The following is a 15528-nucleotide window of genomic DNA, read 5'->3' as shown; positions in this document are numbered from 1 at the left end:
TCAGACAGTCACCAGGCGTTCCGGCCGTTTCAAATACCGATCCTTGAGGGTATCGGCGAGCCGGTACGCCAGAGCCCCCACCGGCCCGGTCGGATTGCGCCCCGCGTTCTGGGGAAACGCACTCGACCCCACCACGAACACATTGGAAACATCCCAACTCTGCAGATGTTTGTTCAAGGCGCTGGTGCGAGGGTCGTCGCCGAACACAGTGCCGCCTGTGTTGTGCGTCGTCTGATACGGAACGATGGAATATCGTCCGCGCTCTCGTCGACTCAACACCTGTTCCGCGCCCATCTCCTTGGCGATGGTTGCGCAGATACCGCGCGCGAACTCCATTTGCCGGAATTCGTTCTCCTGCCAATCGAACGTGAGCCGCAGCATCGGGCGGCCGAAAGAGTCGGTGTAGGTCGGATCGAGATCCAGATAATTCTGGCGATAACTCATCACCGAGCCTTGGTTGCCCACCGTGGTCATGCGGTGATACGTCTCGACGATCGCCTTCTTCCATCCCTTGCCCCAGCGCGGCGACCCGGGCGGCGTGGGATGACGCTGAATCGGTGCGCCACCGTTGCTGCCGCTGCTGATACCACCGCCACCGATGAAGCCCAGCTTGGCGAAGTCGGGGTTGTCGCTGTTGAAGTCGTCGATCCAGGTCCCCAGCGCGCCCGAGCCCATGAAGGGATTGAAGTAGGTGTCCTTGGAGAACAAAGCCGCCACCCCGCCCATCGACTGATAGGCATAGTTGCGCCCCACCACGCCGCTGTTGCGCTGGAAGTCGTAAGGCTTGCCGATCCTCGAATGCAACATCAGATGCACGTTGCCGAAGACGTACGCCGCCAGGATCACGAGGTCCGCGGGTTGCTCGAACTCACGCCCGCCAGCGTCGAGGTAGGTGACGCTCACCGCGCGCTTGCGCCGTGAATCGAGATTCACCTTCATCACATAGGAATTGGTTCGCGCTTCGAAGTTCGGGTTCTTGTAAGCGAGCGGAATGACGGTGAAATGCGGGCTCGCCTTGGCATTTGCTTCGCAGCCGAAGGCCGTGCAGAAGCCGCAATAGTGACATTGGCCCAGCGCCACTCCATCCGGGTTCACATAGGCGCGCGACGCGTTGGAGGCCGGCACCGGGAACGGGTGATAGCCCAGATTGCGCGCGGCCTTCTCGAACAAGACCATGTTATGCGACTGAATCAGCGGTGGATTCGGAAATTCGTTGGCACGCGGCGCTTCGAAAATATTGCCGCCGTCGATCCTCTTGCCTTGCAAGTTGCCGGCTTTGCCGGAGGTGCCACAGACTTTTTCGAACTTGTCGTAGTACGGCTCGAGCTCGTGATAATCGACCGGCCAGTCTTGCAGGTTCATGTCGGCCGGCACGACGCTCTTGCCGTGCTTCGCGACGGTGCCCGAGTACATCTTGTGCTCCCACTCCGTCCAGCGCCAATGCAGTCCGGACCAGTGCGTGCCCGCGCCGCCGACACCTTCGCCGGGCAGAAACGAACCGAGCTGGCGCATCGGCAAGCCTCGCTGCGAAGGGTCGTTGCGGAAGGTCAATGTTTCCTTGCGCAGATTCTGGATCAGCTCGTGGCGACGCGAATAGCGCAGCTCGTCATGAACCTGCGGAGCCAGAAAATCGGGATTGGTCGCACGCGGCCCGCCACGCTCGAAGGCGACTATCTTCAAGCCGGTCGACGCGAGTTCCTTGGCAAGGATGCCGCCGGCCCAGCCCAGACCGACGATGGCGATATCGACAGGTTTCAGCTTGGTGACCATCGTCACAGCAGGTCCTGAATGCTCATGGGCCCGGTCATGTATTTCTTGTTGCGCCAGGCCTCGATCTTGTCCGCATACATGCCGCCGATCCCGGGAAAGCCGAGCATCTTCCACGACGCCTTGCCCTTGTTGCCGCCATGGAGGGGATCGGCGAAGTAGCCCTGCATGGTGAGGTCGTACAGCAGACTGAAGAAGATCACGGTGGGCACCGTGGGCAACTGAATCTCGTGCTTCTCGAGTTGCGTCAGGACGACGATTCGATCCTCTTCGGAGAGCGCATCGAATGTGCGCTTGTATTGGTCGCGCACGTGCGCGTTGACGTCCATGATGCCGTTGCGAATCAGCTCGCTCGGTGTCATGCGCAACTGATAGCCCTGCTCCGGCGTGCCTTCGATGAACGGCCCCTGCAGATACATGCGATCGCCGCGGCCGAATCCGGAGTTCAATTGCCGATCGATGAACACGGCCACGCCCAGCTGCAAAGCCCCGGGGCCCAGCTCGTCCGCCGGAATGAGCGTATCGATCGCCGCTTCGATGAACGCGGCTTCATCGCCATTCAGGAATTCGTAGGCCGCGACCGGTTCCTCGTCGGGGCCCGTTGTTTTGGCTACGGGATGATGCATGCCGGCCATGGCGTTCTCGGCAGCCGCGTCGCCGGCCGGCAATACACCCGATGCAGCACCGGCGCCGATGAGCTTCAGCCATGCGCGCCGATTCACTTTCTTCGGCTCGACATTGTTTTCTTCAGACATCCTTCCCCCGGTCGACGCAGGTTCGCGCTATGACAGTGCGGTGTCCTCATAAACACGCTTCGATGCATCGATGCGCGTGAACAGTATCGCCGCCACCAACGAGTAGCCCGCCAGCACGAAGAACGCAGCCGTCCAACCGCTGGCGGTCACGATATAACCAGTCATCGCCGCCGCGATGGCGGCGCCCAGATTGCCGAAAGTGTTCATCACCGCGGATACCGAGCCCGCATACACCCCGCCGATGTCCAGCGTCACCGCCCAGGAAACACCGACGGTCAGTTCGATGCCGAACACGGCGAGCGCGAAATAGCCGACGCTGACGAGCGGGTCGTTCGCGAGACAGGCCAGCGGAATGGTCACGGCAGCGATCAGGAACCCCGGAATCGCAACGACACGCCGCGCGAATTTCAGATTGCCCGTGCGCTTCAACGCGAGGTCGGAGAACCAGCCACCGCAGACATCGCCAGCCACACCGGCGAGCAGCGGCAGGCTCGCGTAGATACCCATCTGCTGAAGCTCGAACTGACGCTCGGCATGCAGATATTTCGGGAACCAGGTGAGAAAGATGCCGATGTCGTAGCCGTAACAGAAATACATCGCTGACAGCAGCCACATCTGCGGGCTGCGCAGGATGGGTCGCCAGGGCACGATCTTCGATCGATTGGCGGTGTGGCCCAACGCGCTGGCGATCAGCTCCCGCTCGGCGGCGTTGACCATGCGGTGTTCGTTGGGAGAATCGCGGTAGAACCAATACCAGATCGCCGCCCACAACAACCCCAGCACCGCGAAGATATAAAAAGGCGCGCGCCAGCCGTAGTGAGCGATGATGAAGACGACGACGATCGGCGTGAGCGCGCCGCCCAGTCGGGAACCCGCGTGCGTGATGCCTTGGGCGAAACCTCGCTCCGAGGGCAGCATCCAGCGCGACAGCGATCGGGTCGCGATCGGAAATGCGCCCGCCTCGCCCATGCCAAACAGGAATCGACAGACGATCATCGACGTCGCCGACCAGGTGAGCGCAGTCGCGGCGGTGAATGCCGACCACCATGCGACGATCGCAGGCAGCGCACGCCGGGGACCGAAGCGATCTCCCAGCCACCCGCCAGGAATTTGAAACAACGCATACGACAGTTGGTAGGCGCCGAGAATCCAACCCATCGTGACGATGGAGAAGCCGAACTCCTGCTGGATGGAAGGGACCGCGGCCGAAATCACTACCCGGTCGATGTAAGTGATCATGTATGCGGCGACGGTGAGCCACAGCACCGTGTGACGCACGCGCGTGGGCGCGATGGTCGCAGTGTGATCCACCGACGCAGCAGCCGGCGCTACGATGGCCGCATCACCGCTCGCCATGGCTGCCGCCACCTGCTGTGCTCTTGCACTCCGTTGCGGCTCGGCCCGCACAGATCGACCAGATCGTGGCTGCCGGCTTGCCTGCTACATACACCGCATGAATCGTTCGAGTGTTACGAATGTCGGCGAGAGGATCCGCATCGAGCACCAGCAGATCGGCGCTCTTGCCTGGCTCGATCGTGCCCAGATCTCTGGCGCCGATGAGTTTCGCATTGGTCGCCGTGGCGGCGGTCAATGCCTGCAGCGGCGACAAGCCCGCCTGCACCATCAACTGCAGCTCCCAATGAAGAAAATGACCCGAGAAACGCCCCGAGGGTCCGCTGTCGCTACCGACGCCATAAGGCACGCCCGCTTCGATCTCACGCTGGGTATTCTTCAACGCCAGCTCGAGCACGCCGGGGTACTGGCTGAAGTGCTTGCCCGCCGCCAGCTTCCGCTGACGCTCCGGGCTCTTCAGCGTCGTCAGTGCGGCCGGCGTGATCGACCGGTTGAAGAAGGGATCGTCGAGGAATGGCAATTGTGTGTAAGTGAACGAGGCTTCGCGGCTGAGCGTCGCCGCCATCTGGACGGTGTGGTGTCGCTTCATCTCATCCAGCAGCGCTCGATCGACGGGCAGATCGCGCACGCTGTGCGCGAAACCGTCGACGCCTTGCGAAGCGAGGGTCTTCGCGTTCTCGAGATAAAAGATGTGAGCAATGGCGCGCAGCCGATGCCGGTGCGCCTGATCGATGATGGCCTGGCTGATATCGGGCGGCATGCGCGAGGGCAAGTCGCCGAATTCGTCATCGACCCACAGCTTGATGAAGTCGACGCCCTTGGCTACCTGCTCATCGACGGCCTGGCGCGCTTCCGCCGCGTTGGCCACCGGTTTGTTCAGTCCGGCGACGCCGCCATAGGAACCTTTGAACACCAGTCCCTGGCCGGACGTGTACACGCGCGCCATGTTCGTCTGCGCCTGACGCTGATCCGCGCGGATACCGAATATCACATCGGTGTCGGTGCCGAGTACCTGCACCGCCGTCACACCGTAGGCTGCATAGATGCGCAGCTGTTGTTCCACCAGCTCGCGCGAGTAGAAATTCACGTCTTGCGTGAGGTCGTGAACCAGACCGACGTGCACGTGATTGTCGATGAGGCCGGGAAGCACGAACTTGCCGCTCAAATCGACCACTGTCGCGCCGCTGGGAAGTTTCAAACTCGCACGGGATCCCACCCAGGAGACGCGACCGTCGTCGAAGACCAAGGCGGAAGCAGCAACGGGAGCGCGGCCGGTGCCATCGATCAGCGTGAAGTTCGTCAGCACGGTCGGCGCCGCCTGAGCTGCGCACACGACCCCTAAACCGAGAACAGCGGCGACCACACGGACGGACAGCGGCACTCATCCCCCTTCGGTATCCGGCGCCTTATTGGCTGGCGCCTTAGATGGCTCATATCCTATATGATATCGGTATCATCGCGGCCGACCGGGCCAAAAGTCAAATGGTATCGCTATCAAATCTAAGGCCACCGCTGCCGAGGCGCAAGAAAAAGGCGCGAGCGGGCTATTCGCGAGTGAACTTCACGAGGCGCTGATAGGACTTCTGGAGATGCGCGCGCATGGCCGCTTCGGCCTGGTCGGGATCGCGCTGTTGTAGAGCCTTGGTTATCAGCGTGTGTTCGGTCACCGCTTCATTGGTCACCTCGCGGTGGAAGCGCAGCCGGAAGATGTGTAAATGAATGTGCAGCCGGCTGAGCGATTCCGCGATCAGATCGTTGTTGCTGCCACGGGCGATCTGGTCGTGAAATTCGGCGTCCTGATCGGCGAACTGGTCGTAGAGAGTACGCGACTGCGTCGCTTGATCCGGATTCATCTCGAGCGCCAGTCCGCATAGGTCGATCAAGGCTTTATCGCTCATTCGCTCGGCCGCGCAGCGGGCCGCGTAAGGCTCCATCAGCAAGCGGATTTCGAACAATTCCTCGAACTGCTTGCGATTCAACGTCGGCGCCGTGCAGTAGCCGATGAAGCGCTGCTTGGTCACCAGACCATTGGCCTCGAGCATGCTGAGCGCCTCGCGAATCGGCGTCTGCGAGATGCCGAACTCGCGCGCCATGCTGTCCACCGAGATGCGCGTGTTGGGTGGAATCTTCAGCGACATGATGTCTTCGCGAATACGGCTGTACGCATCCTCGACGAACCCGGACGCGCGCTTGATCTGACGTGAGTTCTCTGGCGCCGCCGGGGGTGAATTCTTGGAATGGCTGCTCATGGGGATCGGCAATCGGTCATTGGCCACCGGTATGAACGGCATTGTCGGTTACCGTGCTTGGTAATTCTATCATATATGATATAGGATGAGTCGCAGTGGACGGCCAGTCGCCATCCCGTAACGAGAGCTTTATGAGCCTATTCGGCGCCATGCGGCTGCCCAGGTCCGTGCTGTTCGGGTCCGGCCAACGGCAGGCGCTGCCGGCAGTGGCCCGGCAATTTGGCCGACGAGTGTTGATCTGCACCGATCCGAGATTGGGTGCCGACCGGGAGATCGAGACACTCATCGCCGATCTCGAGCGTCTCGGCGCGGTGGCACTCGCGTACGACCGCACTCTGCCCGATCTGCCCACCGAATCCATCGTGGATTGTTTGCGCACGGCGATGCCCTTCATGCCTGAAGTGATCATCGGCATGGGCGGCGGCAGCTGCATGGATATGGCCAAGGCCGTGGCGGTACTCGTAACTCACGGTGGCGAACCATCCACGTACTACGGCGAATATAAAGTTCCTGGCCCAGTCACTCCTCTAATCGCAGTCCCCACGACGTCAGGCACCGGCTCCGAGGTGACCCCTGTTGCCGTGATATCGGACACGGCAAGGGGCACGAAGATCGGCATCGCCAGCCCCCACCTCATTCCGCAAGTTGCAGTGTGCGATCCCGAGCTGACGTTGACTTGTCCGCCCGCGTTGACTGCATGTTCCGGCGGCGACGCGCTCACTCATGCCATCGAGTCTTTCACGGCTCTGGCGCGACCCGCGAGCCACGATCTGACCTTGCAGCACGTGTTCGTGGGCAAGAACGCACTCTCGGATCATTTCGCTCTGCTGGCGATCTCTTCGATCTGGAAGAGCCTGCATAGAGCCTACGTCAACGGTAAGGATCTGCAGGCGCGAGAGCATCTGATGATGGGCGCGCTTGCCGCGGGCTGTGCGTTCGGAACGGCGGGCACTGCCGCCGCGCATGCCATTCAATATCCCGTTGGAAATGCCACGCATACCGCACACGGCGATGGCGTGGCGTCGCTGTTGCCCTATGTGATGGAGTTCAATCGGCCGGCTTGTATCGATAGCTTTGCTCAGATTGCGCGGATGCTGGGCCTCGGCGACGCCAGCGGCAGCGACGATGATCTGTCGCGCATTCTCATCGAAGCAGTGGCCGGGCTGTTCGCATCAGTGGGCATTCCTCGCACCTTGAAAGATCTCGGGCTGCCCGCCGACAAACAACAGTGGACCGCCGAGAGCGCCATCGCGATTCAGCGTCTGGTCAAGAACAATCCGCGCCCGCTGGACCTGCCCGCCATGCAAGCCATCACCGCCGCCGCCTACTCCGGCGATCGAGCAGCGTTGCGTCACCAATGAAAGCCACCAACAACTATCTGCTGCCGGCCTCCTCCGCCGCCCCGGGACGAGCGATCCCCACCGATCTGTTGATTGGCGATCGCTGGCGTACGGGGGCCGAGAACGAGCGCATCGAAGTCATCAATCCCTCGACCGGTGAAGTGCTCGCCTGCGTTGCGGACGCCACCGTCAAAGATGGAATCGAATGCATCGAAGCCGCGTCGCGGGCCGCATCGGCATGGGCCGCGACCCCGCCGAGAAAACGCGCCGAGCTGCTGCGTTCGTGCTTCGACAGGATGGTGGCCAACAGCGACTGGCTGGCGCAGCTGATCTCGCTCGAAAACGGCAAGGCGTTGGCGGACGCCAAGGGAGAAGTGCTCTACGCCGCCGAGTTTTTCCGCTGGTATGCCGAAGAGGCCGTGCGACTGGAAGGAGAAATCAGCACCGCGCCGAGCGGCACCAATCGCATCGTCGTGATGTATCAGCCCATCGGTGTCTCGCTACTGATCACTCCCTGGAATTTTCCAGCGGCGATGGCCACTCGCAAGATCGCTCCAGCGCTCGCGGCGGGCTGCACGTGCATTCTCAAGCCCGCCGAAGAAACACCGCTCACCGCCTACGCTGTCGCGCAGCTCATGCTGGAAGCCGGCATCCCGCCCGGCGTCGTGAATGTAATCACCACCGCAAAGCCGGCGGCGGTCGTCAAAGCTATGTTGCACGAGGGCCGGGTTCGGAAGCTCTCCTTCACCGGCTCGACCGAAGTGGGTCGCCTGCTGCTGCACGAAGCCGCCGATACCATCGTCAATTGTTCGATGGAGCTTGGCGGCAACGCGCCGTTCCTGGTGCTCGACGATGCGAATGTCGCGGACGCAATCGCCGGCGCCATGGTCGCCAAGATGCGCAACGGCGGCGAAGCCTGTACCGCGGCCAATCGTTTCTACGTTCAACGTGGCGTCTACGCAGAATTCACCAGGCAACTGGTCGCGAAAATGGCTGCCGTAAAGCTCGGCGAGGGCTGCGCTCCAGACACCGGCTGTGGCGCGCTCATCAATCAGGCTGCGGTCTCCAAGATCGAGACGCTGGTCGCGGACGCGGTGAAACGAGGCGCTCGCGTGCTCTTGGGTGGCACTGCGCCGTCTGGCCCCGGTTTCTTCTTTCCACCGACCGTGTTGAGCGACGTCGCGCCAGGCTCCGAGATTCTCGAGCAGGAGATCTTCGGTCCGGTGGCCGTGCTGATGCCGTTCGATTCGGTCGATGAGGCGATTCGATTGGCGAACGACACCGAGTACGGCCTGGTCGCTTATCTCTATACCGGCGATCTCAAGACCGGACTGCGCGTCGCCGAGCGCCTGGAAAGCGGCATGATCGCGCTCAATCGCGGTTTGGTGTCGGACGCGGCCGCGCCGTTCGGCGGAATGAAACAGAGCGGCCTGGGACGCGAAGGCTCACATCATGGCATTCGCGAATTCACCGAAGCCAAATACATCGCGGTCGATTGGTGACCGGAATCTCAGATTTGCAGTTGAGCTATTTGCCACTCCACTGCGGCACGTCCTTGTTCTTGGCCATGAAGTTCTGGACACCGCGCTTGAAGTCTTCGCTGCCGTAAACCTGCTCGATGAGATCGTCGATGTTCGGCAGATTGGCGACGCTCAACCGGCGAATCATTTCCTTGCTGGCACGAGTCGTCAGCGGCGCATTCGACACCGCGCGCTGACAAAGGGTCTCCACCGCGGCGTCCAGACCGGCGGCCTCGATGAGGTTGTATAGCACTCCGCTGCTCATCATCTCCTGCGCCGAGATCACCTCTCCGAGCAACAGCATTCGCTTGGCCATGGTGACGCCGATCGCACTGGCGATGCGGGCGCAGCTGCTCATCGACAGACAGTTGCCGATGGTGCGACCCAAGGGCGATGCGAAGCGCGCGTCGGGCGTGGCGATGCGAATGTCGGCGGCGCTGAAGATATTCAACCCACCTCCCACCGCCCAACCCTCGATGATGGCGATGGTGGTCATGGGCAACGCGTCGACCGCGGCCATGCATTCGTCGATGTGTCGTTCATAGTCGATGCCGTCGCGGCCCGACGTAAATCCGACAAAGCCGCTGATGTCCGTGCCGGAGATGAAGGCCTTGCCACCCACGCCACGAAATGTCACGGCGCGAATACTCGAATCTCCCGCGATGCGCCGGCAAGTGTCGCGCAGGTCGCACCACATTCGATGCGTCAATGCGTTGTGAGCCGACGGATTGTCGAAGGAGAGCTGTGCGACGGCCTCGCGCCTCTGGTAGACCAGCCTGCCTTCACTCATGACAGCAGCCCTTTCTCGGACAACTCGCGACGAATCTCTTCGCTATGCTGATCGAGCAATGGCGGCGCATGGCGCACTCGCTGCGGCGTGCCTCGCATCTTGACCGGAAAGCCCAACGCTCGGAACGAACCCTCGACGGGATGCGGAATATTCATGACCATCTCACGCGCCGCCACGTGATCGCTCGCCAACGCCTGCTCGTAGTTGTAGATCGGACCGGCGGGCACGCCGGCCGCCAGCAAGGCCTCGACCCATTCGTGGACCGTGCGCCGTGCCAGCGTGGGCCGCAACTCATCGATCAGCTCGATTCGATTCGTCACACGCAGCGCATTGGTGGTGAAGCGAGGATCGGAGTTCAGCTCCGAGCGCTGCACCACCTCGAGAAACGTGAGCCACAGCTTCTGATTGGCCGCGCCGATCACGAAATAGCCGTCGCAAGCTCGCACCGCCTGATAGGGCGCCGACATGCGGTTCGCGCTGCCGATCGGTTGTGGCGATTTACCCGTGCCCCACAACTCCGTTGTCTCCCACACCGACAGGCCCAACGCCGCTTCGAGCAGCGAGGCGTCGATGAACTGGCCCCGCCCGGATTTTTCTCGACCCATCAGCGCGCTCAGAATGCCATAGGTAGCAAACAAGCCCGCTCCCAGGTCGGCGACTGGAATGCCATTCTTGACCGGCTCGCCGCCGGGCAGTCCGGTCGCGCTCAAGGCGCCGGACATGGCCTGAGCGATCAGATCGAAACCCGGGCGCTGCGCCCAGGGCCCCGTCTGTCCGAAGCCTGAAATGCTCGCATACACCAGTCGAGGATTCAGCTCCGACAACGTTTCGTAACCCATGCCGAGGCGAGCTGCGACGCCAGGGCGCGCGTTCTCCACCAGCACGTCCGCGGTTTTGACGAGTGCGTACAACACGTCGCGATCGGCGGGATTCTTCAAGTCGAGCGCGATGCTGCGTTTGTTTCTATTGAGGGCGAGAAAGCCCGGGCTGTCCTCGCCCTTGAGCCGAAACCCCATCGAATGTCGGGTCGAGTCGCCGACTTGCGGCGGCTCGATCTTGATGACATCCGCCCCCATGTCGCCCAGGAGCATGCAGCAGAACGGCCCCGCCATCACTTGCGTGATGTCCAGCACGCGAATTCCCGCCAGCGGCAAGCCCGTGCTGTCGTTTTGATTGGATGTATCCACGCTCTTTCTCAATGGCCTCCGCGATGATCGTCGAGATCCTGCTCCAGGTCGACGACCCGGGTCGGCCAGGCGAACTGGCAGACGCTCATTGCCGTGGCTTTCATATCGTATATGATATCGGACCTGGTAAGGGACGACAACGCGGAAGTCATAATGAAGCGAAGTCTCGTCATCGCCGTGCTCAGCGCCTTGGTAACCGCCTGTACCAGCCCGCCCGTCTCGATCGATTGGCCGACCTATCACCGCGATGCCGGTGGCTCGCGCTTCTCCCCTCTGGATCAGATCACGCCGGCGAATGTTTCGAAATTGCAGATCGCCTGGACCTACCAGATGAAGCCGCCGAGCACCACGCCGCAGCCGCCCTCGAGCGATGGTGGCGATGAAACACCGACGCGCCGCAGCCGCTTCATTCCTTCGGAGGCGACGCCGGTGGTCGCGGACGGCCGAATGTTCCTGTCGACTCCGTACGGACGTGTCGTCGCGTTGGATCCAGAGAACGGTCGCGAGCTGTGGGTCTACGAGGTGCCCAACCACGATCAGGCATCGATGCGTGGCGTCGAATACTGGCCGGGCGGCGACGGCGCGGAGCCTGCGATTTTCTTCGGCACACGCAGCGGCAAGCTCATCAAACTGTCGGCGGCAACCGGCCAGCCCATCGCGTCGTTCGCTCAGTCCGGCCTGCTCGATATGAAAACGCCCGAGGTGATGAACGGCTCGCCGCGCGCCGCATTCGGGATGAGTTCGCCGCCCCTGACTTATAAGAATCTCGTGATCACCGGATCTCGCGTGCAGGAAACTCCCTCCTTGGGAGCGGCCGGCGATGTGCGCGCTTGGGACGCCCGCACCGGACAGCTCGTCTGGACGTTTCATACCGTACCTCGCCCTGGAGAGTTCGGGCACGACACCTGGGAGGGCGACAGCTGGAAGAATCGTTCAGGCGTGAATGTATGGACTTCGCCCGTGCTCGATGCGGAGCGCGGCATCGTGTACTTGCCCATCGGCGCGCCCACCTTCGATCGCTGGGGCGGTGATCGCAAAGGTGCCAACCTGTTCAGCAACTCCATCGTCGCCGTCGAGGCGGCCACGGGCAAATACCTCTGGCACTTCCAGACCGTGCATCACGACATATGGGATCTCGATCTGCCGGCCGCCACGCTCGTCGAGGTGAAGAGAAACGGCAAGCGCATTCCCGCCATCGCGGTCATGAACAAAACCGCGCTGCTGTTTCTGCTCGACCGTGTCACCGGCAAGCCGTTGTACGACGTCAAAGAAGTGCCGGTGCCCATGGACACGGATATTCCAGACGAAGCCCCGTGGCCCACGCAGCCCATGCCGGTTACTCCGCCTCCGCTCGTGCGCATGGAATTCAAGATGTCAGATCTCGCCGACCTCACACCGGATCACCGTGCCGCCTGCGAACAATTGATCCGCGAGAAGAACATCGTCGAGAGCCGCGCCTTTCAACCCTTGCGCGGCGACTCCGCCGTGGCGAGCTTTCCCGGCAGTCTCGGCGGCATCGATTGGGGCGGCGGCGCATTCGACTCACGCCTTGGCTACTTCGTCGTGAACGTCAACGAACTGGCCAGCCCGCAGCAGCTCGCGAAGCGCCCCGACGGTTCGTGGGGTTTGAAAGACGGCTACGTGTACTTCTGGGATCAGCAGACCCGCCTGCCCTGTCAGCAACCGCCGTGGGGCAGCCTGGTGGCCGTGGATGTGAACACAGGAAACATTGCGTGGCGCTCAACCTTGGGTGTCAGCGACAACCTGCCGGAACACTTGCAAAAGACCGGCCGCATCAGCGCAGGCGGACCGATCCTCACCGCCAGCGGCCTGACGTTCATAGGCGGCACCGACGACAGTCGAATCCGCGCCTTCGACACACGCACCGGCACCGAACTGTGGACCTTCAAGCTGACGGCATCGATCTACGGAACACCGATGACTTATCGGGGCGGCAGCGGCAAGCAGTTCGTTGCGGCCGTGAACACCGGTGGGTTCGTCGGCGGCCCGATCGAGAGCGATACCGTCACCGCGTTCTCGCTGCCGTAAGTCGAGGTCGCCGATGTTTGTTCTCAGGCTCGCCGTTGTCGGATCGATGCTCGCCGGTGTGTCGCTGCAAGCCGAGCAGGCGCCGGGCGAGCCGCCGGCTGGACCGGGACTCGAGCTGATTCAGCGCAGCTGCGTCAGCTGCCACGATATCTATATGATCACTTCGAAGCGCAAGACGCCTGAGCAGTGGGCCGAGGTCATGGACCTGATGTCGGCTCGCGGCGCGGAAGTGACGCCGGAAGAAATGCAGATCATCGAAGAATATCTGTCGCGGAACTATTCAGCATCGAAGCATTGATCGAGGAGAAATCGCGAGTGGACAGCATCCTCCGACAGCTGAGCTGCCTGCTAGCAGGCTCCCTGTGCCTGAGCGGCGCACTGGCCCAACAGCCCGCCGCTCCACAGCGACCGCAACCGCTGGTTGCCTGGTCGGCAAAGCCGGAGCACGTGGCCGACTGGAACGCACCCAACAAGCCACATTGGAAACTCTCCGAAGTGCTCGCCAAACATTCCGGCCAGCGCAGCTGGCAGGAAGACATCGTCAGCGATCGGGAGTTCATCGCTCGTTACATCAGCATGGCGCCCGGTGAGAAAACCAAGCGGCAGTTCTTCGCCGACGACCGCGTTTTCTGGATCGTGCAGTCCGGCCGCATGCGCGTCGCCATCGATGGCCAGGAGCCGTTCGTCGCAACTCGCGGCTTCCTGGTGCAAGTTCCCTACCGCCTTGCCTATAGCATCGAAACCGACGGTCCGGAGCCGTCGCTGCGCTTCGAAGTGACCGGCGCGCAAGCCGTGCCGCTCTATCCGATCGATGAAACGCCGGCACCGCTCGCTGGCAGGAAATATATGAAGGTGACTTACACCGGGCACGGCACTTACGACGACATCAACCAGCCGTATCTGGATTTCCAGAAGCAAATCGTTGCCGGCGATGGGCGCGGTGGCCCATTCGTGAAGGACGACAAAACCTTCGCCAATATCATTCGCGGACCCGGCCAGCCAACGCCTCCCAGCAGCAGCCTGGGTCATTTTCACATCGGCTATTCGGAGTTCTGGCTGGTACTGGAAGGCAAGATCGATTATCTGATCGAAGGCCTGCCGCTGTTCACCGCCGAACCGGGTGACGTGGTTTACGCGCCTCAAGGTCGCTGGCATCGCGCCAGCTTCGGCGGCACGGGGCCAGCCACCCGGCTCGCGATCAATCCACGCCCGGACGGAATGCACAACTTCCAGCCACCTGAGAGCAATCGATCCCCGTGACCGTCGTGGGCAAGAATTCAACGCGGCGGATTCCGCCGCCTCTTCCGGCGAAACTCCAACTGCTGTGAAGCCTTGAACTTCGTCTCCCAACGCTTCTATACAATTGACGCTCGACGCTGCGCCATCTCTCGGCTATTCTTGCCCGATCTCCATAAATAAAATCTGCCAACCCTCGATTTCCCTGATCGTTTGGTGTGACTCTTGATCGGTTGGTCATAGGTTCGAGTCCTGTGCGGGGGATCGCTCCCTGTGTCAAAGCACTATCCGGACGCTGCGTTCGATGAACCAAAAGCTCGCAGTGACGCCTGCCATGTAAGCCGGCACCCGGTACAGCGATGCCGGCAATTGCCGCGCGTACCGCCGCCACAGCCACGTCAGCGCCAGCACGACAGCCACGAATGCGATCTGTCCCGCTTCCACGCCCAGGTTGAACGAAACCAGCGCGAGCGGTAGCGCGTCGTCGGGCAGGCCGATGTCATGCAGCGCCGAGGCGAAGCCGAATCCGTGTAACAGGCCGAACCCGAACGCTGCAATCTCAGGGCGAAGTTGCGTCGAGCTGGGTCGGCCTGCGCGCGTCTTGATGACTTCGGCCGCCACGAAGGCGATCGACAGTGCTATGCAAGCCTCCACCGGAGCGCTCGCCAGACGCAGCCAGCCGAATGTCGTGCCTGCGAGTGTGATCGTATGCGCCACGGTGAAGGCGGTAATGGCTGAGAGCAGGCGCTTGCGGTCGGCGACGAGCATCAGCAGACAGAGCACGAACAATAAATGATCGAAGCCGAAACAGATGTGCTCGACGCCGAAACGGAAATATTCGCCAGCCAGCTCCCCCATGGACTGCCGCGCGGGAATCTCGATGAAAGGCGTGGCGCCATTCACGCGCAGGGTCTTGGGTGAGCCTGCGAGCGGCTCGAAGCGCACGATCACATCGGTCAGCGTGCTTGCGAGATTCTCGAAGGCGATCTGCCTGCCGGAGATCCCGCCTTCGCAGACGATGCGCCGGTGCTCGATGGCGGCGGCATCGACGAGCGTCGCGCGCGTCGCTCCGAGATCTCGACACTGTGGCGGCATGACGGCGTCGAGTGCCAGGCGCATGTCCCCCTGCGCCGGAGTCTTCCACAGCACATCGTAGGTCGACTGCTCGATCTCGCGAATCTGCAGGAACGCGGGGCGAATTTCATGGGCCGAGGCCGGCGCGCCCGCTATCACGAGAACAGCGAACGGGATCGCAAGAATGACGAGCGTCCGCAATGGCATG

At 62.1% G+C, this 15528-nt stretch carries 13 protein-coding genes; 5 read left to right on the top strand and 8 right to left on the bottom strand.

What is annotated here, in order from left to right; genetic code table 11:
- From EKO19_RS29015 to EKO19_RS28995, 5 genes are all read right to left on the bottom strand, one after another.
- Positions 1-1770, bottom strand: a complete 1770-nt coding sequence (locus tag EKO19_RS29015) for a GMC family oxidoreductase (RefSeq protein ID WP_129780874.1) — start codon at positions 1768-1770, stop codon at positions 1-3.
- Between the two features lie 2 nt (positions 1771-1772).
- The gene (locus EKO19_RS29010) at positions 1773-2522 is read right to left on the bottom strand and encodes a gluconate 2-dehydrogenase subunit 3 family protein (protein ID WP_129780873.1); all 750 of its coding nucleotides are present in this window, start codon (positions 2520-2522) and stop codon (positions 1773-1775) included.
- Between the two features lie 27 nt (positions 2523-2549).
- The gene (locus tag EKO19_RS29005) at positions 2550-3878 is read right to left on the bottom strand and encodes an MFS transporter (RefSeq protein ID WP_129780872.1); all 1329 of its coding nucleotides are present in this window, start codon (positions 3876-3878) and stop codon (positions 2550-2552) included.
- A complete protein-coding gene (locus EKO19_RS29000) occupies positions 3865-5256 on the bottom strand; it encodes an amidohydrolase family protein (RefSeq protein WP_129780871.1) in 1392 nt (463 codons plus the stop codon). Before EKO19_RS29000 ends, EKO19_RS29005 begins: the two co-directional genes overlap by 14 nt.
- Positions 5257-5419: 163 nt before the next feature.
- Complete coding sequence (locus tag EKO19_RS28995) at positions 5420-6124, bottom strand: GntR family transcriptional regulator (RefSeq protein ID WP_129780870.1); 705 nt, start codon at positions 6122-6124, stop codon at positions 5420-5422.
- 131 nt (positions 6125-6255) lie between these two features.
- Between EKO19_RS28995 and EKO19_RS28990 the strand changes: the two genes are divergently transcribed.
- Positions 6256-7485, top strand: a complete 1230-nt coding sequence (locus tag EKO19_RS28990) for an iron-containing alcohol dehydrogenase (RefSeq protein ID WP_129780869.1) — start codon at positions 6256-6258, stop codon at positions 7483-7485.
- Entirely contained in the window at positions 7482-8966 is a 1485-nt protein-coding gene (locus EKO19_RS28985) for an NAD-dependent succinate-semialdehyde dehydrogenase (RefSeq protein ID WP_129780868.1), read from the top strand. The genes EKO19_RS28990 and EKO19_RS28985 overlap by 4 nt, the downstream gene beginning before the upstream one ends.
- A gap of 25 nt (positions 8967-8991) precedes the next feature.
- Here the strand turns inward: EKO19_RS28985 and EKO19_RS28980 are convergent, their stop codons facing one another.
- Together EKO19_RS28980 and EKO19_RS28975 are read right to left on the bottom strand one after the other, a co-directional pair.
- The gene (locus EKO19_RS28980; protein WP_129780867.1) at positions 8992-9774 is read right to left on the bottom strand and encodes an enoyl-CoA hydratase; all 783 of its coding nucleotides are present in this window, start codon (positions 9772-9774) and stop codon (positions 8992-8994) included.
- A complete protein-coding gene (locus EKO19_RS28975; RefSeq protein ID WP_217705677.1) occupies positions 9771-10961 on the bottom strand; it encodes a CaiB/BaiF CoA transferase family protein in 1191 nt (396 codons plus the stop codon). Before EKO19_RS28975 ends, EKO19_RS28980 begins: the two co-directional genes overlap by 4 nt.
- Before the next feature lie 153 nt (positions 10962-11114).
- Here EKO19_RS28975 and EKO19_RS28970 point away from each other — a divergent pair, with 153 nt between their 5' ends.
- The 3 genes from EKO19_RS28970 to EKO19_RS28960 are packed head-to-tail and all read left to right on the top strand — an operon-like array spanning position 11115 to position 14270.
- Entirely contained in the window at positions 11115-13010 is a 1896-nt protein-coding gene (locus EKO19_RS28970) for a pyrroloquinoline quinone-dependent dehydrogenase (protein ID WP_217705676.1), read from the top strand.
- 13 nt (positions 13011-13023) lie between these two features.
- A complete protein-coding gene (locus EKO19_RS28965) occupies positions 13024-13308 on the top strand; it encodes a hypothetical protein (protein ID WP_129780866.1) in 285 nt (94 codons plus the stop codon).
- A 17-nt stretch (positions 13309-13325) separates the two neighbouring features.
- On the top strand, positions 13326-14270 hold the full coding sequence (locus EKO19_RS28960; RefSeq protein ID WP_129780865.1) for a cupin domain-containing protein: 945 nt from the start codon (positions 13326-13328) through the stop codon (positions 14268-14270).
- A 252-nt stretch (positions 14271-14522) separates the two neighbouring features.
- Here the strand turns inward: EKO19_RS28960 and EKO19_RS28955 are convergent, their stop codons facing one another.
- Positions 14523-15527, bottom strand: a complete 1005-nt coding sequence (locus EKO19_RS28955; RefSeq protein ID WP_129780864.1) for a HupE/UreJ family protein — start codon at positions 15525-15527, stop codon at positions 14523-14525.
- Position 15528: the final 1 nt, after the last annotated feature.

The organism is Peristeroidobacter soli (assembly GCF_004138485.1).
In the GTDB taxonomy this organism is placed as follows: Bacteria; Pseudomonadota; Gammaproteobacteria; order Steroidobacterales; family Steroidobacteraceae; genus Steroidobacter; species Steroidobacter soli.
The sequence above is the reverse complement of the archived record's forward strand: the minus strand, read 5'-3'. Positions and strand labels throughout refer to the sequence as shown.

Bases quoted from the DNA above. Each gene is read 5' to 3' on its own strand.
- EKO19_RS29010 (WP_129780873.1), bottom strand. From the start codon at position 2,522: ATGTCTGAAGAAAACAATGTCGAGCCGAAGAAAGTGAATCGGCGCGCA.
- EKO19_RS29015 (WP_129780874.1), bottom strand. From the start codon at position 1,770: ATGGTCACCAAGCTGAAACCTGTCGATATCGCCATCGTCGGTCTGGGC.
- EKO19_RS29005 (WP_129780872.1), bottom strand. From the start codon at position 3,878: ATGGCGAGCGGTGATGCGGCCATCGTAGCGCCGGCTGCTGCGTCGGTG.
- EKO19_RS28965 (WP_129780866.1), top strand. From the start codon at position 13,024: ATGTTTGTTCTCAGGCTCGCCGTTGTCGGATCGATGCTCGCCGGTGTG.
- EKO19_RS28985 (WP_129780868.1), top strand. From the start codon at position 7,482: ATGAAAGCCACCAACAACTATCTGCTGCCGGCCTCCTCCGCCGCCCCG.
- EKO19_RS28955 (WP_129780864.1), bottom strand. From the start codon at position 15,527: ATGCCATTGCGGACGCTCGTCATTCTTGCGATCCCGTTCGCTGTTCTC.
- EKO19_RS28990 (WP_129780869.1), top strand. From the start codon at position 6,256: ATGAGCCTATTCGGCGCCATGCGGCTGCCCAGGTCCGTGCTGTTCGGG.
- EKO19_RS28995 (WP_129780870.1), bottom strand. From the start codon at position 6,124: ATGAGCAGCCATTCCAAGAATTCACCCCCGGCGGCGCCAGAGAACTCA.
- EKO19_RS28980 (WP_129780867.1), bottom strand. From the start codon at position 9,774: ATGAGTGAAGGCAGGCTGGTCTACCAGAGGCGCGAGGCCGTCGCACAG.
- EKO19_RS28970 (WP_217705676.1), top strand. From the start codon at position 11,115: ATGAAGCGAAGTCTCGTCATCGCCGTGCTCAGCGCCTTGGTAACCGCC.